The organism is Streptomyces sp. NPDC007205 (assembly GCF_040634095.1).
Lineage (GTDB): Bacteria > Actinomycetota > Actinomycetes > Streptomycetales > Streptomycetaceae > Streptomyces.
Map to the genome: position 1 here is coordinate 266291 of NZ_JBEYEW010000005.1, position 25149 is coordinate 291439.

16 protein-coding genes and 1 pseudogene are annotated in these 25149 nt (G+C 70.4%); 3 read left to right on the forward strand and 14 right to left on the reverse strand.

Annotated elements, in window-relative coordinates; all coding sequences use genetic code 11:
• Nucleotides 1-25: 25 nt before the first annotated feature.
• The 4 genes and pseudogenes from ABZ624_RS12220 to ABZ624_RS12235 form a co-directional block, all read right to left on the reverse strand.
• A pseudogene (locus tag ABZ624_RS12220) lies at nt 26-148 on the reverse strand (acyl-CoA thioesterase II); the annotation flags it as partial.
• Between the two features lie 294 nt (nt 149-442).
• Nucleotides 443-2353 carry a polyprenyl diphosphate synthase gene (gene uppS, locus ABZ624_RS12225; RefSeq protein ID WP_360085871.1) on the reverse strand — a complete coding sequence of 637 codons (1911 nt, stop codon included), beginning with the start codon at nt 2351-2353 and terminating at the stop codon, nt 443-445.
• Complete coding sequence (locus ABZ624_RS12230; RefSeq protein WP_360085874.1) at nt 2353-2754, reverse strand: DUF6114 domain-containing protein; 402 nt, start codon at nt 2752-2754, stop codon at nt 2353-2355. Before ABZ624_RS12230 ends, uppS begins: the two co-directional genes overlap by 1 nt.
• On the reverse strand, nt 2751-3314 hold the full coding sequence (locus tag ABZ624_RS12235) for a DUF6230 family protein (RefSeq protein ID WP_360085877.1): 564 nt from the start codon (nt 3312-3314) through the stop codon (nt 2751-2753). The genes ABZ624_RS12230 and ABZ624_RS12235 overlap by 4 nt, the downstream gene beginning before the upstream one ends.
• 219 nt (nt 3315-3533) lie before the next feature.
• Between ABZ624_RS12235 and ABZ624_RS12240 the strand changes: the two genes are divergently transcribed.
• Nucleotides 3534-4367 carry an oxygenase MpaB family protein gene (locus ABZ624_RS12240; RefSeq protein WP_360085880.1) on the forward strand — a complete coding sequence of 278 codons (834 nt, stop codon included), beginning with the start codon at nt 3534-3536 and terminating at the stop codon, nt 4365-4367.
• A gap of 44 nt (nt 4368-4411) precedes the next feature.
• The gene (locus ABZ624_RS12245) at nt 4412-4591 is read left to right on the forward strand and encodes a hypothetical protein (RefSeq protein ID WP_360085883.1); all 180 of its coding nucleotides are present in this window, start codon (nt 4412-4414) and stop codon (nt 4589-4591) included.
• Nucleotides 4592-4707: 116 nt separating this feature from the next.
• On the opposite strand, the gene ABZ624_RS12250 is transcribed toward ABZ624_RS12245, so the two are convergent.
• From ABZ624_RS12250 to ABZ624_RS12275, 6 genes are all read right to left on the reverse strand, one after another.
• Nucleotides 4708-6348: a PfaD family polyunsaturated fatty acid/polyketide biosynthesis protein gene (locus tag ABZ624_RS12250; protein WP_360085886.1), complete on the reverse strand. Its 1641-nt coding sequence runs from the start codon at nt 6346-6348 to the stop codon at nt 4708-4710.
• Nucleotides 6345-8642 (reverse strand): 3-hydroxyacyl-ACP dehydratase, encoded by a 2298-nt coding sequence (locus ABZ624_RS12255; RefSeq protein WP_360085889.1) that lies wholly within the window; start codon nt 8640-8642, stop codon nt 6345-6347. The genes ABZ624_RS12250 and ABZ624_RS12255 overlap by 4 nt, the downstream gene beginning before the upstream one ends.
• A gap of 14 nt (nt 8643-8656) precedes the next feature.
• Nucleotides 8657-14884, reverse strand: coding sequence for a beta-ketoacyl synthase N-terminal-like domain-containing protein (locus tag ABZ624_RS12260; RefSeq protein WP_360085892.1), 6228 nt, complete (start codon nt 14882-14884; stop codon nt 8657-8659).
• Nucleotides 14885-15205: 321 nt separating this feature from the next.
• The gene (locus ABZ624_RS12265; RefSeq protein ID WP_360085895.1) at nt 15206-15373 is read right to left on the reverse strand and encodes a hypothetical protein; all 168 of its coding nucleotides are present in this window, start codon (nt 15371-15373) and stop codon (nt 15206-15208) included.
• A 215-nt stretch (nt 15374-15588) separates the two neighbouring features.
• Nucleotides 15589-16458, reverse strand: a complete 870-nt coding sequence (locus tag ABZ624_RS12270) for an acyl-CoA thioesterase II (protein WP_360085898.1) — start codon at nt 16456-16458, stop codon at nt 15589-15591.
• A 40-nt stretch (nt 16459-16498) separates the two neighbouring features.
• Entirely contained in the window at nt 16499-19012 is a 2514-nt protein-coding gene (locus ABZ624_RS12275) for a DUF3516 domain-containing protein (RefSeq protein WP_360085901.1), read from the reverse strand.
• 145 nt (nt 19013-19157) lie between these two features.
• Between ABZ624_RS12275 and ABZ624_RS12280 the strand changes: the two genes are divergently transcribed.
• The gene (locus tag ABZ624_RS12280; protein WP_360085904.1) at nt 19158-19952 is read left to right on the forward strand and encodes a metal-dependent hydrolase; all 795 of its coding nucleotides are present in this window, start codon (nt 19158-19160) and stop codon (nt 19950-19952) included.
• A 35-nt stretch (nt 19953-19987) separates the two neighbouring features.
• On the opposite strand, the gene ABZ624_RS12285 is transcribed toward ABZ624_RS12280, so the two are convergent.
• From ABZ624_RS12285 to ABZ624_RS12300, 4 genes are all read right to left on the reverse strand, one after another.
• On the reverse strand, nt 19988-20251 hold the full coding sequence (locus tag ABZ624_RS12285) for a type B 50S ribosomal protein L31 (protein WP_360085907.1): 264 nt from the start codon (nt 20249-20251) through the stop codon (nt 19988-19990).
• An 18-nt stretch (nt 20252-20269) separates the two neighbouring features.
• The gene (locus tag ABZ624_RS12290; RefSeq protein ID WP_360085910.1) at nt 20270-20740 is read right to left on the reverse strand and encodes a DUF5709 domain-containing protein; all 471 of its coding nucleotides are present in this window, start codon (nt 20738-20740) and stop codon (nt 20270-20272) included.
• 684 nt (nt 20741-21424) lie between these two features.
• On the reverse strand, nt 21425-23206 hold the full coding sequence (locus ABZ624_RS12295; protein ID WP_360085913.1) for an ABC transporter ATP-binding protein: 1782 nt from the start codon (nt 23204-23206) through the stop codon (nt 21425-21427).
• Nucleotides 23203-25008: an ABC transporter ATP-binding protein gene (locus tag ABZ624_RS12300; protein ID WP_360085916.1), complete on the reverse strand. Its 1806-nt coding sequence runs from the start codon at nt 25006-25008 to the stop codon at nt 23203-23205. Before ABZ624_RS12300 ends, ABZ624_RS12295 begins: the two co-directional genes overlap by 4 nt.
• Nucleotides 25009-25149: the final 141 nt, after the last annotated feature.

Sequence of the window (25149 nt, forward strand, 5' to 3'; positions counted from 1 at the left end):
GCCGTGGACTCCGGCCACCCGCTGACTACAGGGGCCTGAACAGGCCCTGCTGGACGACCGAGACAAGCAGACGCCCCTGCAGGTCGTAGATGCGCCCACGGGCCAGACCACGCCCGCCGGTGATGATGGGTGACTCCTGGTCGTCGACGCTGTTGGTGATAGGCGTGTGAGAGGTGACCAACCCCAGTCGGGTGGTGCCGACCGACGGGGGTTCTGCGTGTGGCGACGGGTCGCACCATGCGCTGCTCCATGACAAGACGCAGCCCCGTCATGCCTGGTGGGGGTTCATGGGCGTGGCCCGCTGTGCCGCCGTCTTCAAGGTGCCCTTTCGCGCACGTGATCCGCGCACGAGCGAGGGCCGTGGCCGCGCGGTCCGCACCGGCGGGGCGACGCGGCGACGATGACCGCGAAACTGCTACTCGACGCAGCCAGCCGGGAAAAGTCACTGGTGTTCGTGTGAACCACACGCAACCGTCGAGCCAGGGGAGGTGAAGGCTGGGGGCGTGGCGCTGGGGTGGGGCTGGCGGGGGACGGAGCCGTAGCGGCGATTCCTGCTTGCGTACTGTTCGATGGCTTTCCACAGGTCGCGGCGGTCGAAGTCGGGCCAACGGGTGTCGAGAACCATGAGTTCGGCGTAGGCAGCCTGCCAGGGCAGGAAGTTGGAGGTGCGCATGTCGCCGCCGGTGCGCACCAGCAGGTCGACATCTGGCAGTTCGGGTACGTGCAGGTAACGGCTGAAGGTGTGCTCGGACAGGGCGCCTGGGCTGACACTTCCGGTGGCTGCTTCCTGGAGAAGCCTCGCCGCGGCCGCGGTGATCTCGGCGCGCCCACCGTAGTTGACGCAGACCGTCAGGGTCATGCCCGAGTGGTTGCGGGTCACCTGCTCGGCCTCGATGAGGGTTTCGGTGACATCGGTCGGCAGGCCGCCGGGCAGTCCCGCCCACCGCACGCGCACGTCCAGTGGTCGGCTGGCCTCATACAGGCGGCGCAGACAGGCCGGGATTTCATGCATCAGCACGAGGACCTCGTCGGCGGGGCGTTTCCAGTTCTCGGTGGAGAACGCATACACGGTCAGGTGGCTCAGACCGATTTCGAGTGCGCCGTGGACGACGTCAATCACCGCCTCGGCGCCTGCTCGGTGGCCTTCGGAGCGTGGCAGGTCGCGTTCGGCGGCCCAGCGGCCGTTGCCGTCCATGATGACCGCGACATGGCGGGGCATGGCCTCGGCGGGCAGCTGTGGGGGGCGGACGCCGGACGGGTGGGGGTCCGGTGCGGCGACGGGCCGTCCCTGTGCGCCGATCTTGCGCACCGCCTCGGGCAGGCTCTCGGCTCGGTTGGTGGCGGAGGGCCCGGTGATGGCAGATGGCGGTGCCGGCCGCAGGGGGAAGGGGAACAGGGTCCACGCGAGGGCGGCCTTCGCCCGGGCGGGCACGACCAGCCGACGGTGCTTGTGCCAGGGCAGGGCAGGCCGGCGGTGCAGCAGGGCTCCCGGGTTCTTGGCTGCCGTGGACAGCCGCAGTCGGTACAGGTCGCGGTAGGTGGTGAGTGCGATGCCGATCGCCGGATGCAGTACCGGCGGCAGGACTGCCTGGTCGAACCACTGCCGGGCCCGGTCGGTCAGGTGCTGCACCATCTGCTCGAAGGCGGGGGTGGGTTGGCGGGCGAGCAGGTCTTCGCGGCGTACCCCGGCGTCGTCCAACGCCTCGGCCGGGAGCGGCACATGGTCGCGGGTGAGGTCGTCGGCCAGGTCGACGAGGGCGTCGGTGAGGTAGACGGCGTCCACCACCGTCTGCCACGCCACCGCCATGTCGGGCGCGCCGGCGGCGAGGGTTTCCGGTTCGAGGGGCAGACCGGCGGCCCTGATGAGCAGAGAAGCGGTGCGCAGCACGAGTGGGGTGTTGATCAGGCTGGAGTAGCGCCGCCACTCCAGCCAGGTGGCGAACTCGCGTCCGTGGACGTCCTGGCGCAGCTCCTCGAAGAGGGTGTAGAGGAAGGCGGTCGACAGGTTCCAGGTCTGTGTGGTGTGGACGAGTGCGTGGCGTACGGGGTCGGCGCTGTGGCCGTCGCGCATGTCCGCGTCGAACGCCGAGATCCACTCCTCCAGCAGCCTGGCGCGGTCCGTGACACTGGCGCCGGGCGTGTCGGGGAGGTCGTCGACTGCACGGACCGCGCCGTACAGCGCCCATGTGGCGATGCGCAGCGGTGGCGGCAGCAGCAACGAGGTGGCGTACTCGATCTCGCCCGTGGCCCGGGTGGCGCGGCGGCAGACCTCGAAGCCATGGCGCAGCAGTGGGTCTTGGAGGCCGCAGGGCCGGTAGACATTGCCGACGAGGGAGCGGATAAAATCCGGCATCAGTTCATCTCCCCATCGCCAGGAACGTCTGTCGCCGCGGGCGGCGATACCCAGGCGAGAGCCAGGGCGCTGCCGACGGCGGTGAGCACGAAGCTGACCAGCAGGCCGCCGAAGTTGGCGGCGACCAGGCTGACCAGAGACAGGACACCGGCCAGAACGCCGGCGAAGTGGCGCAGTGACGGGTTCCACCAAGTGGTCGCCCCGGCCGCGACCAGCAGGGCGCCCAGAATCCAGGAGGAGGCACCCGCGATACCGGTGAACCGCAGGAATCCCAGGCCGGCCCAGGAGACACAGATCAGTTCCAGCCCGCCAAGCCCCATCAGCAGACCGGCCAGAAAGGGGCGATGACCGCACCACAACCGCCAACGGCCCGCACCACGATTGCCGGCGACAGTCGTCACGACGTCCCCTTTTCCTTGCCGCGGGTGTGGCAGTCGCCGCTCCCGCGGCTGACGGCGATGTCGATGCCGTGGGCAGTGATCGTCCCCGCCGTGAAGGCGTGCGGTTGCGTCATCACCTGGCGGCCGTCCACCTTCTGCGCACCCACCGAGAACAACCCGGTCGGCTCCTGCAGCGATGTCTGCGGGGTGTTCAGCCGGGCACCGGTCAGCGTCACGGACTCGGCCGTGGCCATATCCGTCTCTACCGACAGGCCCGCGGCCGACGCCCGGCGGATGCGCACCGTAACCGTGACCGGCCCGACGATGGGCAGCTGCGCAGTGGACGTGGCGCAGGCGTCTTTGACCTCGCCCTTCTCCAGCCGGGTGACCAGGGCCGGCAGGACCCCGCCCCGGCCGGACACGCCGGGGACGGCCGTCACGTTCGAGCCGGACACCCGTTCCGCGTGCACGGTGAGCGGAACCTGCCCGGCGAAGGCCACCGAAACCATCCCCGCGGCGCTCCCGGCCAGCAGTACGGAGGCGCCGACCAGCATGGGTGTCAGGGCGACGACGAAGCGCACCTTGCTGGTTCGCCCCGCATGCGGACGCCTGCCTGCCCGACCGCGTCGTCGCGGCTTGTCGCGGCAGAGATGCGGTAGTTCAGGGTCACCGAAGAAGATCACGAGTGGCCCAACGAGCCCTGTCACGAAGAGTGTCGGCCATCACACTATCTGCTGAACATGCCCCCTCGGCGCCCCGAGGTCCCGTGACACCGCAGCGCCGGGGTCGTTCACCGTGCGATGAGGAGCCAACCGACCGAGCCGCTCACCGAGACGGGACCGGACTCCCTGCTGGCACGCTCCCTCAGCCAGTGGGCGTTCCTGCTCGTCTACCCGCGCGCCATCCTGCTGCAGGTCGCACACCCGGCGGTGGGCGCCGGCGTGGCACAGCACTCCGCCTACCGCACCGACCCCTGGCAGCGCGGCTACCGCACACTGGCCCACCTGCAGCATCTGGCCCAGGCGGATCCGACCGACGGCGAACGGTTCGGCCGGGAACTGCGGAGATGGCATCGCGACATCCACGGCACCGACACCCACGGGCGCCCCTACCACGCCTTGCGGCCAGAGCTGTTCCTATGGGTGCACGCCACCTACCTCGACAGCATTCTCACCCTCTGGGAACTGTGCGGCAGGCCGTTGGAGGCCGACGAAAAAGGCGGGTTGTATCGCCAGTGGCTCCGCGCAGGCCAGTGCCTGGGCCTTCGCGAAGACGAGCTCCCGCCCGATCTTGACGCCTTCACCGCCTACTTCCACGCGACTCTGGCTACCCTCGAACGCACCACGACCGTGCAGCACCTCCTCGGCCCCGCCACCCTCACTCCGCCACGGCCAGTCGCCGGCCTGCCGCTTGCTGCCGCATGCTTCCGGGCCTTCGGACGGATGCTGTTCCCCCACCTGACCGGTATGACCGTGGCCCTGCTGCCGCCCGAAGCCGTCACCGCGATCGGCCTGCCCCCAGCCCGCCGCGCGTATTCAAGCCTGGCCCGTGGCCTCGCCCACACCCTCACCACTCTCCCCCGGCAGCTGCGCGCCATGCCGTGCCTGCCCCTTCCTGCGCGCACAGGACGCTGAGAGGCGACTCACGCGTGTGACCGCCAGACGCGAGGGATCAGTCAATGGCGACGCCGGCGCCGGTCGGCGTGGTGACAGGTGTGGCTCGGGGCATCGGCCGTGAAATCGCCAAGGTGCTGGCCGTGGCCGGCGGCATCGCCTCCGAGACCTACGTGGCTCATCTCGCCGAGCACGCGCAGGAGTGTTTCGGCCGGGTCAAGGAGCGTTCACCGGCTCAGACGTGACGCAGGCCGGCAAGGAGCCTTTCGGCGCCTCTCCGGAGGACGGCGAGCCCGTGGCTGGTGCCTTGAAAGAGGTACCGGGCCACGGGACGCATGATGACGATGAGCGCAGGTTCACCTCACCGGGGCACTTCCACCGCCCGCCTCGGCCTGCCTTCCACCGCATCATCTGCGAGGCGGGTGGGCGCTGAGCTGGCCAGAGGCAGACGGTAATGGGTGCAGGAGGCCGGCAGGCGTACCCCCGCCAGGCGTAGCTGGGTGATGCGGCCGTGAAAGGCCGCGCCGCGCAGGAGGTGGTCGGCGATGGCGGTGACGTGCCGCTGGGCGGGATCGGCGAGGGCGCTGCCATTTGTCCAGGTGTTGAAGGCGCCCATGGCAGGGCCGCACCAGATCTGCCAGTCGCTGCGCCGGTCGTGCTTGCCGGTGGCTGCCCAGCGGGAGGCCATGGCCAGGTACCAGCGGAAGACCATCGCCATACGGTGTTTGGGGTCCTTCTCGGCGCGCTGGAGCCAATCCGGGTGGTGGTGGAGAAGGTGCTCGGCGGTCTCTTTCCAGACCGACTCCAGCGGCCGGCGCAGGATCCGGCTCTCCAGCATCCGGCGATCCTCGGACGGCAGAGCCTCCAGGCTGCTGTGGTCGCGGTAGAGGCGGTACAGACGGGAGGCGTGTCCGGCAAAGAGGGAGCCGCGGCCCAGCACCTGGACGGTGACGCCCTGCTCGAACAGATCCGCCGCCGGGGCCATGGTGCAGTCGGCCAGCCCCGCTTCGGCCAGCAACTGCTTGACACCGGAGGAGGTCCCGGCCTCCAGAGCAGCCTGGTTGATCGAGCCGGTGACGACGTATGAGGCGCCGAGTGCGAGCGCGGCGATGACGGCCTCGGGGGTGCCGATGCCGCCGGCGGCTCCGATGCGTACCGGCATGGGGTGCGCCGACTCCCTGGCGAGCCGGTCCCGCAGGTTGATCACGGCGGGCAACAGCACGGTCAGCGGTCGACGGTCGGTGTGCCCGCCGGAGTCCGCCTCCAGCGTGATGTCATCGGCCATCGGCACCGTGCGGGCCAGCTCGCCCTGTTCGGCGGTGACCAGGCCCCGGGCCACGAGGTCGGCCACGAGGGTTCGGGGGGCCGGACGCAGGAAGAGCTCGGCGGTCTCCGTACGGGAGACCTTGGCGATGACTCGGTTTTCGATCCGGGGCGCGGCACCTTCCGGGCCGGGGCCGGGGCGCAGTCCGGCCAAGCGGTAGCGCACCAGCTCAGGGGTGAGCTGGACGAAGGCGGACGCCTCCACGCAGCGCACCTTGTGGCGCAGGCACGCCTCCACGCATTCCCGTTCCTGAGCGGGGGCCATCGGACTGTGGATGAGGTTGCATGCGTAAGGCACGCCGGTAGCGCCCAGCGTACGCTGCAGCTCGCTCAACGCCTGGTCGATGCGGGCGGGCGGAAGCCCCGCGGCGCCGAAGGAGGCCAGATATCCGGCCCTGGCCAGTGCGGTTACCAGGTTCGTTGACGAAATGCCGCCGGCCATCGCCCCGGCCATGTAGGCGTACCGAACGCCGTGGTGGTGGCGGAACGCCGCGCAGCCGAGCCTGCCTGGGGGCTGCGGCGCGGCGGCCGCGAGGAGAGTGAGACCGCTTCCCGAAGCGGGGGCGTGGTGGGTTGCGCCCACCCGGCCGCGACTGCTGACGATGTAACAGGGCCGGTCCAGATCGGCCAACACCTCGTACACGCCGTCAGGGTCGTGCCGCACCCCCGCTGTGGTCATCGGTCCTCCGTCCGGACGAACGACGGCTGGGCGGGCCGTAGGCGAGGTTGCTGCGCGGCCCGGACATCGATCGCGATGTTGTCCACCTGGTAGATGCGCAGGTCATCACGCCAGACGCTGCCGTCGGCGAGGATCCGCACGCTTTCCCCGTCCTGCCTGACCTCACGGATGTGTACCTCCCCGCGCACCCGACGGTGTTCGCGCAGGACCTGCCCGCGGTACGACCAGCGCAGCTCCTCACCCACGGCGATGGAGAAGCTGGGATCCGGCACGTGATCCAGCAGCCCGGTGTGCAGGGCGTAGGCGCTTGCGGCCTGGTAGAGCATCTGCACCCCCGCTGACCCCGGCATCACGGGGTCGTGGAGGAAGTGGTGGTCGAAGAACCAGTCGGCACTGCGTACCGGTTTGCTGCACAACAGATACCCGGCGCGGTGCTCGCCGCCGGCGGGGACGATCGCCACCTCCCCCAGCAAGGCCAGACGCCCGCTGCCCAGCCGGGTGTCCCCGCTCAGGTCGAGTCGGCGTACCTCGGACGGTGTCGGGTGCCGGCGGTCCAGCCAGGGTGGGATGCACTTGCCGGCGTCGAGGCCCTGCTGCTGGGCCATCAGTTCCGGAGTGAAGAAGCCGTGCACGGCCTCGCCCGTATAGAACGGGCTGCCGCCGAGGTGCAGTTCGAGGCCGTATCGGTGCAGAATCCCGCCGGGCAGGGGAGTGTGCGAGCGCAGCACGACGTGCTGTTCGACGGTGTCGCCAGGGAGTTCCACCTGACGTAGCAGGCGGAACCGCCCTTCCAGGTTACGGCAGTTCAGGTCTTGGTCGCGATACTCGCTGGCCACGCCCGCCAACCCACTGAAGAGCCCGGCTGGCTGCAACGCCATTTCCATCAGCGCGAGTTGTGGCACCGTGCCCCTGTTCTCACGGAGGAACCACGGGTCTTCGGGCACGTCGTACTCTCCGACCCCACCGCTCCCCAGCCGGTACTCACCTGGAGTGACGTCGCCTCGTGCCACACGGTCCATCATGCGCAGGTCTCCCCGCGGTAGTCGTGGGCGGACCTGAGCGGTGGACTCCCTGTCAATGACCCGGTCGGCGCTCAAGGGCGGCCCTTCGGAGGCCACCGCCGCGTCCAGTTCGTCGGCCAGCGCTCGTTCCCCGGAGGCGCACACGCGGATGCGTTGCCGGGGGACGGTGGTCTGCGGGGTCTGCTTGAGAGCGATGCCGAGGTCACGAAGCTGAGCCACGGGCTGACCCTTCGCCGTGACCAGGCAGTCGGCGACCAGATACGGCTGCGGGAACAAGCCCGCTTCGTACACGCTCATGTCCAGCTCCAGGGGGGTGTCGCCCCGTGTGGAAGCATGGAGCACTTCCACGAGGGCTGGGTGGCCGGGCAACGGTACGGTGCGTGCGCCAGGAACGCAGAGGTGGAATCCCTGGTGGAAGGCGTAAACGCGGAGGGCGTACAGCGCCGCTGCGACGAGCCCCGGCCACGCCTGCTCGCCGCCTTCCGCGGCGGGGGAGCGCGGAACGGACAGCTGCGTCGTCCCACACAGCCGTCCTCGCGCGTACCGGCCGCCACGCGGATCGATGACGGTGACTTCGTCCAGCAGCCCGGCAGGCCAGCGGGCAGGCAGTGCCGACGAGGGGAGACCGTGCTGTCGGAAGCCGGAACCGAAGACTGCGGCGAAGCCGCCTTTACCCAGGACCTCCAGGTCGGTGGCGGTGAGCGCGTGCACGCTGGTGCGGGCCAGCGGGCGGGGATCAGGCGGGAAGCGGTGTACCGCATGCTGCGGCCACGCCTCGGGGTACCCGGCCTGGTGGAGGGTCAGCTCGGCAAGGATCCGGTCCCCGTCGCTCACCCGCCACGTAGCGCCGCATCTGTCGGTGCGCAGCGAGCCGGACGCATCCGGCGCTTCGCCGTGCCACGTCATCGTGATCGCGGTGTGGTCCTCCGGGGTCGCGTCCGCTGCGCGCATCGCGGCGGCTGCGCTGCGCAGGACCGCGACGGCTCTGTCGGCGGGCGGGCACTCGGACATCGGTGCGGCCGCGCCGGACGCGACCCCCCGCGGAGCCATCCGCGGGGAACGGGGCCTTGAGGTGTGCGCGAGCTGCCAGGCCGTGATCGCCTGGTGGGCATCGAGCACTGCCGAGTGTGCCTGCTGGATGCGCTCGGCCAGCCTCGTCCGCACTGCCGCGGCGTCGGACGCAGCAGCCGGCAGGGGCCTTGGTACGGGTACGGGTACGGGTTCGGCCGGCGACACCGCGAGGGGTACGCCTTCGAAGGCGAGTTCCTCCATGATCCTCTCCTCGCTCATCCCTGGCCGACGACGTTGGCCTGGCCGGCGATCCCGTTGGCTAGAGCGGCGGGGCTGACCCACAGCATGTGCACGCCGGACCAACGCTGGTGGATACGTCCATCGGGTGCGGAGGCGGTGAGCGTGCACCGGGAGAAGAACGGCGTGGTGACGTAGTCGTCCTGGACCTCGACGGTGACGACGAATGCGCCGTCGTCGGGCAGCGGAGAAAACAGCTCCAGGCGTTCGACGCTCACAGGAAGGGGGATGTCCCGGCTCTCGGTCTTCTTCAACAGAGCCAGCAAGGCGGTCTGCAGGAGCAGGTCTGCCAGGGCCGGGCTGTACAGATGTCCCGCGTAGGCGCCGTTGGCCAGACCGGGATCGGGCATGCGCGCGGCGACGACCAGCCGGTTGTCCTCCTCCTTCAGGACATTCCGCAGGCCGGCCAGGGACGGCCCGTGGAACAGTCTGCCGTCGGTGTAGCCGGGATGCAGCGTCTCGTCGAGTGTGTGGGGTGGTACGTCCGCCCGTGGCGCTTCGGGGGCCCGTTCCGCCTGCCGGAAGCGGCCCTCGAAACGCTGCTTCTGCCGCTGACCGGCGTCGTGGACGGTTGCCCGCACCCATCCGGAGCCGGCCGTACCACCCATGGGGGGCTCAGGAACCAGCCGGACGCGGAAGCGCTGCTCGTGCCCGCCGGGGAACGTGATGCCGTGGCTGATGCGGAAGTCACGGACCTCGACCACGGGTTGGTGCCCCCCATGCGCACGTTCGATGGTGCCCAGGGCCCAGCCGACGGCCGCCGTCATCGGCAGGGTCGGGGCGTGCTGGAAGAAGCAGTGGTCCCGGAGGACCGGCTCGTCCTCCAGCCCGGTCAGCATGCGGTGCACGGTGAGTCCTTGCTCCGGCAGTCGTTCGACGCGGTGGTACAGCGGCGCGGTCGGGCCGATGACGGCAACGGCCGACCCGCCGCCCCCGTCTCGGTCGGCCATCGCTGTGAGGAGGTGGGCGCAGCCTTCCTCGCGGGAGAGCACGGGTACGCCGGCGTCCATGAACACTTGCTGCACCGCTGCGGCCATGCCGCCGCTCCAGGGGCCCCAGGCGATGGGCAGAACACGGCAGTCGGGGTGTGCTGCCTGGAAGGCGCAGCCGAAGCGGTTCAGGCTCTCGTTGGCCAGGGCGTAGTCGCTCTGCCGCACATTGCCCCAGATGCCCGCCACGGAGGAGAAGAGCACCAGGTGGCGGATTCGGTCGGTGTGCAGCGCGTTGAGCACGTTGCACAGCCCGGCCAGCTTGGTGTCCACCACGGCGGCGATCGATTCCGGTGTCGCCTCGTTCAGCGAGCGGTCCCGCAGGATGCCCGCGCCGTGCAGGACGCCGGTGATGCGGTCGGCGTGCGGTGCCAGGGCGGTGGCCACCGCCGCCGCGTCCCGCACGTCGGCCGTCAGATATTCGGACCGGGCGCCATGGGCGCGCAGCGCCTCCAGAGTGGAGCGGATGCCGCGCTGCTGGATCAGCTGCCTGCTGCGCTTTTCGATGCGCGAGCGCGCCGGCTCCGCAGAGGGGTCCTCGCCTGCCTCTCCAGCTTGGTTCTCCAGGGCCTGGCGCAGGGCTTCGTCGCCGTCCAGGTCGGCGGCCCAGGAGGGTTCCTCCTCCAGTGGAGTACGGCCGAGCAGAAGGTAGCGGCACGGATATGCGCGTGCGAGCTCTTCCACGCACCAGGCGGTGATGCCTGCGGCGCCTCCGGTGACCAGTACCACGTCGTCCTCGCGGAGCATTGCGGGCTGCCGGGAGGCGGGCAGCAGGGGAGAGGATGTCTCGCAGAGGTGGGGAGTGCGGCGAACGGTGCCGTTCAGCGCGACTTCGCGTACATCGGTGGCGATGTCAGCGATCTCCGCGGTGAAGGCGTCGGCGATCTGCTGGCCGGTCAGTTCGGGAGCGAAGTCGAGGGCCCGGCAGAACAAGGTGGTGGCTTCCAGGGCAACGCTCTTGACCAGACCGCCCAGTCCGCCGGCGAGCGCCGCGGTGGTGTCGCCGCCTGTGCCGGCGTAGCCCAAGGCCCCGTCGAGCTGGGTGACTGTCACCAGTCCTGCCCGTGTGCCGGCTTGGGCTGCGTCCTCCAGGGCGGGGCGGACAAGCTTGGCCATCAGTACGGCGTGCCGCAGCCGCTCGATGGTCCGGCTCGCGTCGTCCGTTGTGGAGCGACTGTCGTCCGTTGTGGAGCGACTGATGGGAAGGACGCACAGGTCGATACGTGGACTGTTGGCCTGGATGCCGCGCAGGCATGCGTCGAGCGTCTTCTCCTCCCAGTCTTCGAGGCGCCACAGGACCGGTTCCTCCTCGCCCTGATGAACGGCACTCTGGTCAGCCTGATCGCCGGGGGCAGCTCCCGGCAGGAGGATGCGGCAGGTTTGCCAGCCCTGGGAGGCCAGAGAGTCAGACAGTACGGTCGCCAGGTCGCCCCCGTCGTCGAGGACCAGAGCGTGTGGCTGTTCGCCGTAGACCGCGGTGCACACATCGACGGTGGGGAGTTCCCGCAGCGCGACATAGGCGCGGCCGGCGTGCGGGTCCTGGCGGCCGGGCAGCAGCTGGGGCCGGGTGGGGCCGGTGATGACTTCCTCGAGCAGCCTTGTCAGCTCGCGGACCGTTTTGGCCTCGCTGAATCGGTACATCTCGCTGCGGCTGATCACGGGGTAGCGGCGCCACATCTCCGCACCGATCTCCACCTGCTTCAGTGAGTCGATGCCCAGGTCCTCCTGGATGTACATGTCGGGCTCGATCATGTCGATGTCGTAGCCCGTCTTCTCGGCGACCACGGCACGGAAGACCCGTTCCAGTTCCTCGGGGTCCACTGCACTGGCATCCATCGCGGCCTGCGGTCCTGCCGGGCCGCCCGTGGCCCACAGCTCCGCCAGCGCCGATGTGCCGGCAGGCGGGAGTGACTGGTCGCTGTTCTCAGCGGGAGCCTCGGCCGACGCGATGCCGGCTTGGTGCGGAATCACGGACCGCCGGCCGTCCTGGTCGACCGGCGGGTCGCTGTCGAGCGTGCCGGAGGCATCGTAGGGGAGGGGCGGCTGTCCCTCACTGGGCAGTCGGAGCAGATCGGTGACGACTTGGCCGGCTTTGGTGTGTGCCTCCCCGAGGGCCAGGCTGTGTTCGGTGACGGCGTTGACCGCCGCGGCCAGCGATTCCTCCACCCGGCCCCTTGATGTGCCCTCGCGCAGAAGGTCGGTGAGCTTCTCGGCCGTACGGAGCTGCCCGTCCAGGTACCTCGTGTGTGCGGCCAGGTGCTCGGCGGCGGCGCGGGTGAGTGGGTCCGTCTCCTGGTCACGGACCGCGGCGGCAGACGCGGGCAGCAGGTCCGGCTGGGGCGATGGGGACTGCTCGTGCCGGGATTCGGCAGCGGCGGCGTCGGCGAGGAGTTTCTCGTAGGTCGGGCGGAGCTTCTCCGTCGCGAAGAGTGGTCCCTCCAAGGTCCGTGCGACGGTGGACGGCGCGGGGTGCTGACCGCGGGGTGGCGCGTCGTAGCGGTCGATGCCGACGAGGGGCAGGCCCAGCACGGCCAGGCGTACCGCCGCGTCCTTCAGTGCCGCGCAGCTGTCCTTCCCCGGTCCTGCATCGCAGGAGACGACCTCCACATCACGGTCCCGCAGGATCCGCGCCACCAGGTTGGTCAGGGTGCGCCGGGGACCGAACTCGACGAAGACCCGGGTGCCGTCCGCGTACATCGCCTCCACACCGGCCGCGAAGTCCACAGGGTGCTGCAACTGCTGTACCAGCGTGCGACGGTTTTGCACCGCATCCTGGCCGTAGGCCGCACCGGTGGTGTTGGCGTGCACCGGAAGCTGCGGGGGTGCGAAGTTCACTTCTGCACAGGCCGCACCGAATGCCTCGGCCGCGTGCGCCACCCGCGCGGTATGGAACGCGGCGGCGACCGGAAGTTCCCGCGCTGCCAGATTGCGGTCCGCACACCACTCCAGGAACCGCCGCACCGCGGCGGTGGGTCCGCCGACCGCGTGGTCGTCCGGGGCATTACGGCTGCACAGCACCAGGTCCGGGTGCTTGCGCAGCGCTTCGGTCAGGGCGTCGGCCGGTCCGCGCACTGCGGCCATCGCCCCGGGATCGGTGCCCTCTCCGGGCGGCTGTTCCATGGCCTGACCCCGGGCGCGGGCCAGAGCGGTGAAGGATTCGTCGTCCAACACACCGGCCGCCCACAGCGCGGTCAACTCACCGAAACTGTGGCCCAGCAGCCCGTGCGGGGTGAATCCCAGCTCCCGGAGATAGCGGTACTGCCCCATGGACAGCGCACCGATCGCCGACTGGGCGTAGGAGGTGCGGCGGAGCCGGTCGGAGTGTGTCTGCGGGGCGCCCGTACCCGGTGGCGGGAAGACGGCCCGCGCAAGGCTGTCCGTGGAAGGGAAGAGCACGTTGGCTGTGTCGAAGGCGGCACGGACTGGGGGCAGACCCATGGCGGCGTGCAGCCCCATCTCCACGTACTGGCTGCCCTGCCCGGCGAACAACGCACCCACCTTGGTGCCGGTCGGCAGACCAGCCCTGCGGTAGTGGAGGCCGCGAGGGTGGCTCCAGCTCTCCTTCCCCGGATCGCTGCGGAGCCGTTCGACAGCCAGATCGAGCAGCTCCTCGTACTGCTGCGGGTCGGTGGCCACGAACCCCATACGCGCGGACGCCTCAGGCGCCGGTTCCGTGCTGGGGGAGTCACGCCGTTCCAGCATCTGCCGCAGCTCTTGGGCGTCCTCCGCATGCCACAGACAGGCTCGGGGGGTGCGGTGCAGCGCGTATTCCTGCTGTTCTGCGCCGGTGGGGAACTCCTCCAGGACAGCGTGGTAGTTGACGCCGCCGAAGCCGAAGGCGGAGACCCCTGCTCGGCGTACCGGCCGGGAGGCGTCGCGCACCCACGGGCGAGCCGCCGTGTTCACATAGAGGGCACTGTTCTCGCGCAGCGATTCGGGGCTGGGGTTGTCGACGTTGATGGTGGGCGGGAGCACCTTGTGGTGAAGCGCCAGCGTCGCCTTGATCAGTCCGGCCACCCCGGCGGCCGCCTTCGTATGGCCGATCTGCGATTTCACACTTCCGACCGCCGCGTAATGGTGCTCGTCCGGCGTTGCGAGAAGCGTGTTGAGGGATGAGAGCTCGACCTGGTCCCCCGTCGGGGTACCCGTCCCGTGTGCTTCGATCAGCTCGACCGACTGCGGCGCACAGTCGGCGTCCTCGTAGGCGCGCCGCAAGGCCGTCAGCTGCCCGTTCCCGCAGGGTGCGTAGATGCTCTGGGCTCGTCCGTCACTGGAGCTGCCCAACCCCCGGAGCACGGCATAGATGCGGTCGCCGTGCTGCGCCGCATCCTCCAGACGCTTCAGAGCCAGCATCCCGATGCCCTCACCCACCAGCGTGCCGTCGGCCTCCGCATCGAAGGGGCGGACCTGGCTGGTGAAGGACAACGCCGGGGTCTTGCTGAAGCACATGAACGACACGATCGAGTTGTCCGCGTCGCATCCGCCGGTCAGCATCAGGTCCGCGCGACGGCTGAGAAGCTCATCGGCTGCAGAGCGCAGCGCGGCCAGCGAACTGGCGCAGGCCGCGTCCACGGTGTGGTTCGCCGCACCCAGATTCAACCGGTTGGCGACCCGCCCGGAGACCACGTTGCCGAGAATGCCGGGGAAGGAATCCTCCGTCCATCCGGGCAGAGACGCCAGACGCGTCCGCAGGACCTGCCGCGCCTTTGCCTCCGGCACGCCGAGAGCAACCATGGTCTCCGCGATCTGTGGCACAAGAAGGCGGGCCGCCAGCGGGATCAGGGTGGAGTTGGTCCCGCACACCCCCAGCACCACACCGGTGCGCGCCGGCTCATACCAGTCCTCCCGACCACATCCGGCATCCCGCAGAGCTTCCTTGGCCACGACCAAGCTCAGCAGTTGTACGAGCCCCGTGGAGTCCACGGTGTTCGGCGGCATGCCGAACTCCCGCGGATCGAAGATCTCCGGTGTGAGGAAACCGCCGCGCCGGCAGTAGGTCTTGTCCTCGGCGAAGGGGTTGGGATCATAGTGGTGGTCGGTGCTCCACCAGCTCTCGGGCACGACATCCGAACAGTCCCGGGCCGCCACGATGTTGTCCCAGAACTCGTGGACGTCGCCCGCCTTGGGAAACTTGCCGGCCAGACCCACGATCGCGAGGGGGTCACGGGCCAGGCGGCGGTCGATCTCGGAAGGCCGGGGACCGGGGCGTGTCTGCACCGCGCACCTCTTTCATCAGTCAGGGGCAAGAGGGCACTGGCCGGAACGGTGAGGGTGACGGTGCCCTGGCCCGGCTTAACGCGGGTGCCCGGCATGCGGTCACGACGCGTAGTAGATGATTTTTCAAAGCTATTGACCCCATTGATGACTTATCGCTGAGTAGTTCTTCGGTCGCTGTGATGTCCTGGCTCGGCCCTGCTCTGGGTAGGGGGAGACCCGCCACCAACCCGCGTACTACGGCACCGATGTGTGTACGTCGTTTGAGGAACTGAGCGCGATGCCCTGTCCGGCGAGTCGGCCGGACAGGGCTGTGGGCTCAACTCACTTGCACTGGCCGCTGTGCGGCCCGTTCACGGTGTTGCCCGACTGCTGCAGGGTGGGTGAGTTGCCCGCGCAGTTGTCGTTGATCTTCACCGGTGCCGACATCGTGTTGGACGAAACCTCAAGGCCCCCGGTGTTGCCGTCGAGGGTCGCAGCCCGTGCCCTCACCGTCGCCCAGCAGGACGAAGCCACTGGTGCCGTCAACGACGTCCGCAGCGGTGGCTGCCGCCGACAGCAGGCCGAGCGTGTCGACCGCGACGAGACGCGGTGGGGTGCGCCTCGGACCACGACCCCTGCTTCGTCGGCAAGAACGTCGTAACGACCGGCCCGCAGAGCGTCGCACGAGGCGACGCGGGCCGGTCGGCGATCGGTGAAACCGCAGGTCAGCCCAGCTTGCGGAACAGCCCCTCCTGCACCACGGACACGATCAGCTGGCCCTGCAGGTTGTAGATGCGGCCCCGAGCCAGACCCCGGCCACCCACCGCGATCGGCGACTCCTGGTCGTACAGGAACCACTCGTCCGCGCGGAACGGCCGGTGGAACCACATCGCGTGGTCCAGCGACGCCATGTCGAAGTTCCGCGGACCCCACAGCGGTTCGACCGGGATGCGGACCGCGTCCAGGAGGGTCATGTCACTGGCGTAGGTCAGCGCGCACGTGTGGACCAGCGGGTCGTCACCCAGCGGTCCGACCGCGCGCATCCACACGGCGCTGCGTGGCTCGGCCCCCTCGATGTCCTCGGCGTTCCAGCGCAGCCGGTCGACATAGCGGATGTCGAAGGGCTGGCGCCGCGCCATCCGCTCCAACTGTTCCGGAAGCGCGCCCAGATGCTTGCGTATTTCGTCGGTGACCGTGGGCAGCGACTCCGGGTCCGGCACCTCGCGGGCCGGCGGCAGCTGGTGCTCGAACGGTCCTTCCTCCGGCTTGTGAAAGGAGGCGGTCAGATTGAAGATCGTGCGGCCCCGCTGCACGGCCGTGACCCGGCGGGTGGTGAACGACCGGCCGTCGCGGACCCGCTCCACCTGGTACACGATCGGCACGCCCGGGTGGCCCGGGCGCAGGAAGTACGCGTGCAGCGAGTGCACCGGGCGGTCGCCGTCCGTGGTGCGGCCGGCGGCGACCAGCGCCTGGCCCGCCACCTGGCCGCCGAAGACCCGCTGCAGCGACTCCTGCGGGCTTCGGCCGCGGAAGATGTTGACCTCGATCTGCTCCAGGTCGAGCAGGTCGACCAGTCTCTCGGCCGGGTTGGTCATCGTGTGGATTCTCCTTGGCTCACAACCGGCTGTCAGCAGCTCAGAGTTGGCCGACATCGGTGACGCGGACGACGGCACGGCCCTCGGCGTCCGAGGCCGCGAGGTCGATCTCCGCGCTGATACCCCAATCGTGGTCGCTGTTCGGGTCGTCGAAGATCTGGCGGACGCGCCAGAGACCGTGCTCCGGCTCCTCCTTGATGACCAGCAGCTTGGGGCCGCGGGCGTCGGGACCGGTGCCGAGGTCGTCGTACTCGTCCCAGTACTTGTCCATCGCCTCGCCCCAGGCGTCGGCGTCCCAGCCCGACTCGGCGTCCATCTCGCCCAGCTCCTCGACCTGGTCGAGGGCGGCCAGTTCCACCCGGCGGAACATCGCGTTGCGGACCAGGACCCGGAAGGCCCGCGCGTTGGCGGTGACCGGCTTGACCTCGTCGGCCTTCTCCTGGGCCTCTTCGGCGGTCATCTCCTCCGGGTTCGCGAGCTGCTCCCACTCGTCCAGCAGGCTGGAGTCCACCTGGCGCACCATCTCGCCGAGCCACTCGATGAGGTCCTGCAGGTCCTCGGACTTCAGGTCGTCCGGGATGGTGTGGTCGAGGGTCTTGTAGGCGCCGGCCAGGTAGCGCAGGACGATGCCCTCGGTGCGGGCCAGCTCGTAGAAGGACACCAACTCCGTGAAGGACATAGCCCGTTCGTACATGTCCCGGATGACGGACTTCGGCGACAGAGGGTGGTCGCCGACCCACGGGTGGCTCTTGCGGTAGGTGTTGTACGCGTGGAAGAGCAGCTCTTCCAGCGGCTTCGGGTACGTGATGTCCTGGAGCCGCTCCATGCGCTCCTCGTACTCGACGCCGTCCGCCTTCATCGCGGCCACGGCCTCACCACGCGCCTTGTTCTGCTGGGCGACGAGGATCTGCCGTGGGTCGTCCAGGGTGGACTCGACGACGGACACCATGTCGAGGGCGTAGGAGGGCGACTCGGGGTCGAGGAGTTCGAACGCGGCGAGCGCGAACGTGGACAGCGGCTGGCTGAGCGCGAAGTCCTGCTGGAGGTCGACCGTGAGCCGGACGATGCGGCCCTCGGCGTCGGGCTTGTCGAGCTTCTCCACGATCCCGCCGTCGAGCAGCGAACGGTAGATCGCGATCGCCCGCCGGATGTGCCTCAGCTGCTGCCTGCGCGGCTCGTGGTTGTCCTCCAGAAGGTGACGCATCGCCTCGAACGCATCGCCCGGGCGGGCGATCACCGACAGCAGCATCGTGTGCGTCACCCGGAAACGCGAGGTCAGCGGCTCCGGCTCCGACTCGATCAGCTTCTGGAAGGTGTTCTCCGTCCAGCCGACAAAGCCCTCCGGAGCCTTCTTGCGCACCACCTTGCGCCGCTTCTTCGGGTCGTCGCCCGCCTTCGCCAGCGCCTTCTCGTTCTCGATGACGTGCTCGGGTGCCTGCGCGACGACGAGCCCCGCCGTGTCGAAGCCGGCCCGGCCGGCCCGGCCCGCGATCTGGTGGAACTCACGGGCCCGCAGGGTGCGGACACGGCTGCCGTCGTACTTGGTCAGCGCCGTGAACAGCACGGTCCGGATGGGTACGTTGACACCCACACCGAGCGTGTCCGTGCCGCAGATGACCTTGAGCAGACCGGCCTGGGCGAGCTTCTCCACCAGGCGCCGGTACTTGGGCAGCATGCCGGCGTGGTGCACGCCGATGCCGTGCCGGACGTAACGGGAGAGGTTGCGGCCGAACTTGGTGGTGAAGCGGAAGTTGCCGATCAACTCCGCGATCTGGTCCTTCTCCTCACGCGAGCACATGTTGATGCTCATCAGCGCCTGTGCCCGCTCCACGGCCTGCGCCTGCGTGAAGTGCACGATGTACACCGGCGCCTGCTTGCTCTCCAGCAGGTCGGTGAGCGTCTCGGTGAGCGGAGTGAGCTGGTACTCGTAGGAGAGGGGTACCGGTCGGGTCGCCGAGCGGACCACGGCGGTGGGGCGGCCGGTGCGGCGGGTGAGATCCTTCTCGAAGAAGGACATATCGCCCAAAGTGGCCGACATAAGGATGAACTGCGCCTGGGGCAGCTCCAGCAGCGGGATCTGCCAGGCCCAGCCGCGGTCGCCCTCGGCGTAGAAATGGAACTCGTCCATGACGACCTGGCCGACGTCCGCGTTCTTGCCGTCGCGCAGTGCGATCGAGGCCAGTACCTCGGCGGTGCAGCAGATCACCGGAGCGTCGGCGTTCACGGAGGCGTCGCCGGTGAGCATGCCGACGTTCTCGGTGCCGAAGAGCTTGCACAGCTCGAAGAACTTCTCCGACACCAGCGCCTTGATCGGGGCCGTGTAGAAGGTGACCTCGTCCCTGGCCAGGGCGGCGAAGTGCGCGCCGGCGGCGATCATGCTCTTGCCGGAGCCGGTGGGCGTCGAGACGATCACATTCGCGCCGGAAACCGCCTCGATCAGCGCCTCCTCCTGATGCGGGTAGAGGGTGAGACCGCGCTCCTGCGCCCACGACTCGAAGGCTTCGTACAGGGCGTCGGGGTCGGCGGTCGGCGGCAGCTGATCGATGAGGGTCACACACCCATCTTGCCTGGCCTCGTCCCCGAGAAGGGAATCGGCTGCGGGCACGAAGATCACGGCCGCTACGCTGTGACGCCGACGCAGGGTCAGCGCACCAGGTCAACTGGACAGCGGCACACGAGGAATGGGGCGGGAAGCGGCCATGATGGGACCAGCACACTCACTGTCGGGGGCCGCGGCCTGGCTCGGCGTCGGAGCGGCCGCCGCCGCGGCCGGGCGCCCGATGCCCTGGCCGGTCCTCCTCGTCGGCGCTCTGATCTGCGCGGGTGCCGCGCTCGCCCCGGACCTCGACCACAAGGCGGCCACCATCTCGCGCGCCTTCGGACCGCTCTCGCGCTGGATCTGCGAGATCGTGGACAAGCTGTCGTACGGCGTCTACAAGGCGACCAGGATGAAGGGCGACCCGCGCCGCTCCGGCGGCCACCGGACGCTGACGCACACCTGGCTGTGGGCGGTCCTGCTGGGCGCCGGCTGCTCGGCGGCGGCGATCACCGGCGGCCGGTGGGCGGTGCTGGCGATCCTGTTCACGCACATGGTGCTGGCGATCGAGGGCCTGCTGTGGCGGGCGGCGCGTGGCTCCAGCAGCGATGTCCTGGTCTGGCTGCTGGCGGCGACCAGCGCATGGATTCTCGCGGGCATCCTGGACAAGCCGGGCAACGGCTCCCACTGGCTGTTCACCGCGCCGGGGCAGGAGTACCTGTGGCTCGGCCTGCCGATCGTGCTCGGCGCCCTGGTGCACGACATCGGGGACGCGTTGACGGTGTCGGGCTGCCCGATCCTGTGGCCGATCCCCTTGGGCCGCAAGCGCTGGTACCCCGTGGGGCCGCCGAAGGCGATGCGGTTCCGCGCCGGAAGCTGGGTGGAGCTGAAGGTGCTGATGCCCGTGTTCATGCTGCTCGGCGGAGTGGGCTGCGCGGCGGCCCTCAACGTGATCTGAGGCACCCGTCACCTGACCTGAGGCACCGCTCCGGATCAGGTCGCGTCGCCCGCGTCGGCCCCGCCGTACCGGCGCTCGAAGCGGGAGATGCGGCCCTCGGTGTCGACGGTGCGGGCCTTGCCCGTGTAGAAGGGGTGGCTCTCCGAGGAGATCTCCACGTCGATCACCGGGTAGGTCCGGCCGTCGTCCCACTCGATGGTCTGCTCGCTCCGCGCGGTCGAGCGGGTCAGAAACGCGTAGCCGGCGGCGCGGTCACGAAAGACCACGGGGTGGTAGTCGGGGTGCTTGTCCTCCTGCATGGCGGCTCCTCGTGCGGTTCAGCCGGACAGGGAGTCCTCGTCGACGATGTGCATCGCGGCCTCCTCGGCGGAGGCGGCGGCGCCGTCGATGCCGACGTCGGTGGCGACGAGGGCGGCCTCCTCGTCCTCGTGCGCTCCCTCGTCGGGTGCCACCAGCCGGCCGGAGCGGAGGTGGCCGACCTCGTTGTCCAGGAGTTCCCCGTCGGTTCCGGTGCAGTCGCCGAGGCCGTCGCCGCCGGGCGTGTCGAGGTCGGGCAGTTCCTCGGCGAGCCGCTGGTCGAGGGTCTCGCCCGCCTGGCGCTCGGCCGCCGTCACCCCGCGGTGCTCAACCGCCCACGGGCGCTCCGGAGGGGACCAGCCGCGGTCGAGCGGGTCGTTGACGCCGTCGAAGTCCAGTGTGTCCTCGACATCGAGCACCCCCGAGTCCTCCCGGATCTCCGAGGGATCGGGCTGGTAGACGTCGTCCCCCCAGCCGTCGGCGCTGTCCACGAGTACCTCCAGGTGGTGAGGACGGCCGGGTGCCACCGCGATGGGCGGCGGGCCGTCGGCACGCGCGGCACGGGTGTCACACGCCGCGGACCGGGTGGTTCCGGAGCGTTCCCCGAGCCTGTGCCGTTCTCCAGCCTTCCACCCCTGCTCGGGACCGCGCAACGGCACGGACGCCGGTCAGGCCCACCACTCGTGCACCGGCACCCGGCAGTCCCCACCGGGCCCTGCCCGGCCGCCCCGCGGACGGACTCCACCGAACGCCGGACGCGCACCCCGGCGGCCTCCATCGCACGCCGCCCCACCACGACCCGCCCACTCCGGAAACCGGCGCCCTCCATCGCAAGCCGCCCCACCACGACCCCCCACTCCGAAAACCGGCGGCCTTCATCGCACGCCGCCCCACCGCAGCCCGCGCATCTCAAGCGCTGGCGGAGCCGCGGCATCTCAAGCCCTGGCGGAGCCCGCCGTACGTCGCCCCGCCGTGGTCCCGCGCACCCCGAACACCCCGAACACCGGCAGACCCCCGCATGCCGCCCCGTCCCGCCCCGACCGGCCCGGGTTCCGGCCGTCGCGGCCACGGTGTCCGGCGGGGCTGGTCCGGGTGCGGTCGGCGGCATACCCGTGGCGAGCGTGGTGACCGGCGCTGCGGGCGGGTGCCTCGCTGCCGTACCGGCCGGCGGATCCTCACCCGTGCCAGGACCGCCACAGCGCGGCGTACGCGCCGTCCGCGGCGACCAGCTCGTCGTGGCTGCCCAGCTCGCTGATGCGGCCGTTCTCCACGACGGCGATCACGTCGGCGTCATGGGCGGTGTGCAGGCGGTGGGCGATGGCGACCACCGTGCGGCCGTCCAGGACGCGAGCCAGGGAGCGTTCCAGATGCCGGGCCGCGCGCGGGTCGAGCAGCGAGGTCGCCTCGTCCAGCACCAAGGTGTGCGGATCGGCGAGCACCAGCCGGGCCAGCGCGATCTGCTGGGCCTGGGCCGGGGTCAGCGCGAGTCCGCCGGAGCCGACCTCGGTGTCCAGGCCGTCGTCCAGCGCCCGCGCCCAGGCGTCCGCGTCGACCGCGCCCAGGGCGGCCCACAGCTCGGCGTCCGTGGCGCCGGTGCAGGCCAGCAGGAGGTTGTCGCGCAGTGAGCCGACGAAGACGTGGTGTTCCTGGTTGACGAGGGCGACGTGCGAGCGGACGCGTTCCGCAGGCATCCCGGACAGCTCCGCGCCGCCCAGGGTGATCCGGCCCTCCCGCGGCGCGTAGATCCCGGCGAGCAGCCTGCCGAGGGTGGACTTGCCCGCCCCCGACGGGCCGACCAGGGCCAGCCGGGTGCCCGGGGCGACCTCCAGGGACACCTTGCGCAGCACGTCGACGCCCTCGCGGTAGCCGAAGTGCACCCGGTCGGCGTGCACGTCCCGCCCGTCCGGTGCCAGTGAGGCGTCCCCCGCGTCCGGCTCGATGTCCCGCACACCGACCAGCCGGGCCAGCGACACCTGCGCGACCTGCACCTCGTCGTACCAGCGCAGGATCAGGTTCACCGGGTCGACGAGCATCTGCGCGATCAGGGCGCCCGTGGTCAGCCGGCCCACCCCGATCCAGCCGTGCAGGACGAACACCCCGCCGACCATGAGGACCGAGCCCAGCACGATGACGTGCACGGCGTTGATGACCGGGAAGAGCACCGACCGCAGCCAGAGCGTGTACCGCTCCCAGGCCGTCCACTCCTTGATCCGCCGCTCCGACAGGGCGACCCGGCGGTCGCCGAGCCGGTGCGCTTCGATGGTGTGGCCGGCGTCCACCGTCTCGGCGAGCGCGGCGGCGACTGCCGCGTATCCGGCGGCCTCGGAGCGGTAGCCGGCGGGCGCCCGCTTGAAGTACCAGCGGCACCCGGCCACCAGCACCGGCACGGCGAGCAGGACAGCGGCAGCCAGCGGCGGTGCCGTCACCACGAGTCCGCCGAGCAGCAGCAGCGCCCACACGACGCCGATGGCCAGCTGGGGCACGGCCTCGCGCATCGCGTTGGCGAGGCGGTCGATGTCGGTGGTGATGCGGGACAGCAGGTCGCCGGTGCCCGCCCGTTCCAGCACGCCCGGCGGCAGTCCGACCGACCGGACGAGGAAGTCCTCGCGCAGGTCGGCCAGCATCCGCTCACCGAGCATCGCGCCCCGCAGCCGTACCTGCCGTACGAACACGGCCTGCACGGCGAGCGCGAGCACGAACAGACCGGTGGTCAGGCCGAGATGAAGCTCCCGTGCCCCGTCGGACAGCCGCTCGACCAGGCCGCCGAGCAGGTACGGCCCCACCATGGACGCGACCACGGCCACCGTGTTGACCGTGATGAGCAGCAGGAAGGCCCGGCGGTGCCGACGGAACAGCTCGGTGACGTAGGCCCGTACGGTCGCCGCCGCGCCGACGGGCAGGGTGGTGGCGGTCGTCGGGGCCGCCGGGTCGTACGCCGGTGGCGCAACGCCGATCATGCGCTCTCCTCGATCTCTTCCAGCTCCTGCCGCGCGCCCGTCAGGGCACCCTTGTCGGCCGCGATCAGTTCGTCGTCCGTCTCCCGCGTGACCACGGCCCGGTATCGCGGCTCGCCGTCGATCAGTTCGCGGTGCACGCCGACTGCGACGACCTCGCCCTCGTGGACCAGGGCGACCAGGTCCGCGCGGTCGAGGACCAGCGGTGAGGAGGTGAACACCACGGTTGTGCGCCCCGAGCGCAGCCGGTGCAGCCCGTCCGCGATCCGTGCCTCGGTGTGCGAGTCGACCGCGGAGGTCGGCTCGTCCAGCACCAGCACCTCCGGGTCGGTGATCAGCGACCGGGCCAGCGCGAGCCGCTGGCGCTGGCCACCGGACAGGGAGCGCCCGCGCTCGGTGATACGGGCGGCCATCGGGTCCGCGGCGTCCAGCGATCCCTGGACGAGCGCGTCCAGGACGTCGCCGCACTGCGCCGCCTCCAGCGCGTCCGCGGCCCGTACGGTTCCGGAGGCGGGGACGTCGAGCAGCTCGCGCAGGGTGCCCGACAGCAGCACCGGGTCCTTGTCCTGGACGAGGACGGCGGTACGGGCGCTGTCCAGGGGGAGTTCGTCCAGGGGCACCCCGCCGAGCAGCACCGAGCGGCCCGGCTCGGTGGGATGACCGCCCAGCCGTTCCGCGAGCCGGCCCGCCGCGTCCGGGTCGCCGCAGACCACGGCGGTGAGACGGCCGGCGGGAGCCAGCAGACCGGTGCCGGGGTCGTACAGGTCGCCACCCGGCGCCTCCGCCTCGCGGGTGCCCTCGGTGGCCGTGGACCGCTCCAGCGACAGCACGCGGGCCGCCCGTTTGGCTGACGGGCGCGAGAAGGAGTACGCCATGGCGATCTCCTCGAAGTGCCGCAGCGGGTAGTTGAGGACCATGACCGCGCTGTAGACGGTGACGAGTTCGCCGACGGTGATGCGGCCCTGGCGAGCCAGGTGGATGCCGTGCCAGACGACGGCGATGAGCAGCAGTCCGGGCAGCAGTACCTGAATGGCGGAGATCAGCGACCACATCCGGGCGCTGCGCACCGCGGCGTGCCGTACCTCCTGGGAGGCCCGGCGGTAGCGGTCGAGGAACAGCTCCTCGCCGCCGATGCCGCGCAGCACCCGCAGTCCGGCGACCGTGTCCGAGGCCAGCTCGGTGGCCCGGCCCGCCTTCCCGCGCTGCACGTCGGCGCGCCGCGTCGCCCGGGGCAGCAGCGGCAGCACGGCGATGGCCACCACGGGCAGTCCGACGGCGACGACCACGCCCAGGGCGGGCTGGTAGACGAGGAGGCCGGCACAGACCACGACGACCGTCAACGCGGCGGCGGTGAACCGGGAGACGGCCTCGACGAACCAGCCGATCTTCTCGACGTCACCGGTGGAGACGGCCACCACCTCGCCGGCGGCCACCCGCCGGGTCAGGCCGGAGCCCAGCCGGGAGGCCTTGCGGGCCAGCAGTTGCTGGACGCGCGCGGCGGCCGTGATCCAGTTGGTGACGGCGGCCCGGTGCAGGAAGGTGTCGCCGAGGGCGATGCCCGTGCCGCACAGCAGCATCAGACCACCCGTCAGGGCCAGCCGGGTGCCGGAGCGGTCGACGACCGCCTGGACGGCGAGACCGACGCAGAAGGGCAGCGCCGAGACGGAGACGAAGTGCAGCAGGCCCCAGGCGAGCGACTGCAGCTGTCCGCCCAGCTGGTTCCGCCAGAGCCACCACAGGAATCGTGGGCCCGAACGTGCGTCGGGGACGCCCGGATCGGAGTACGGAAGGTCTTGAATCTGCATGACGTCCCAGTTGCTCGTGTCAGGGGAGGGAAGCGGCGATGAGCGCTGACAAGCCGTGACAGGTTCGCGTCGCAGAGTGGTGAATTTCAAACGGTTTTCTCGGCCGCCTCCCGGATACACCGGCTTCCGGCCAAGGGGTTA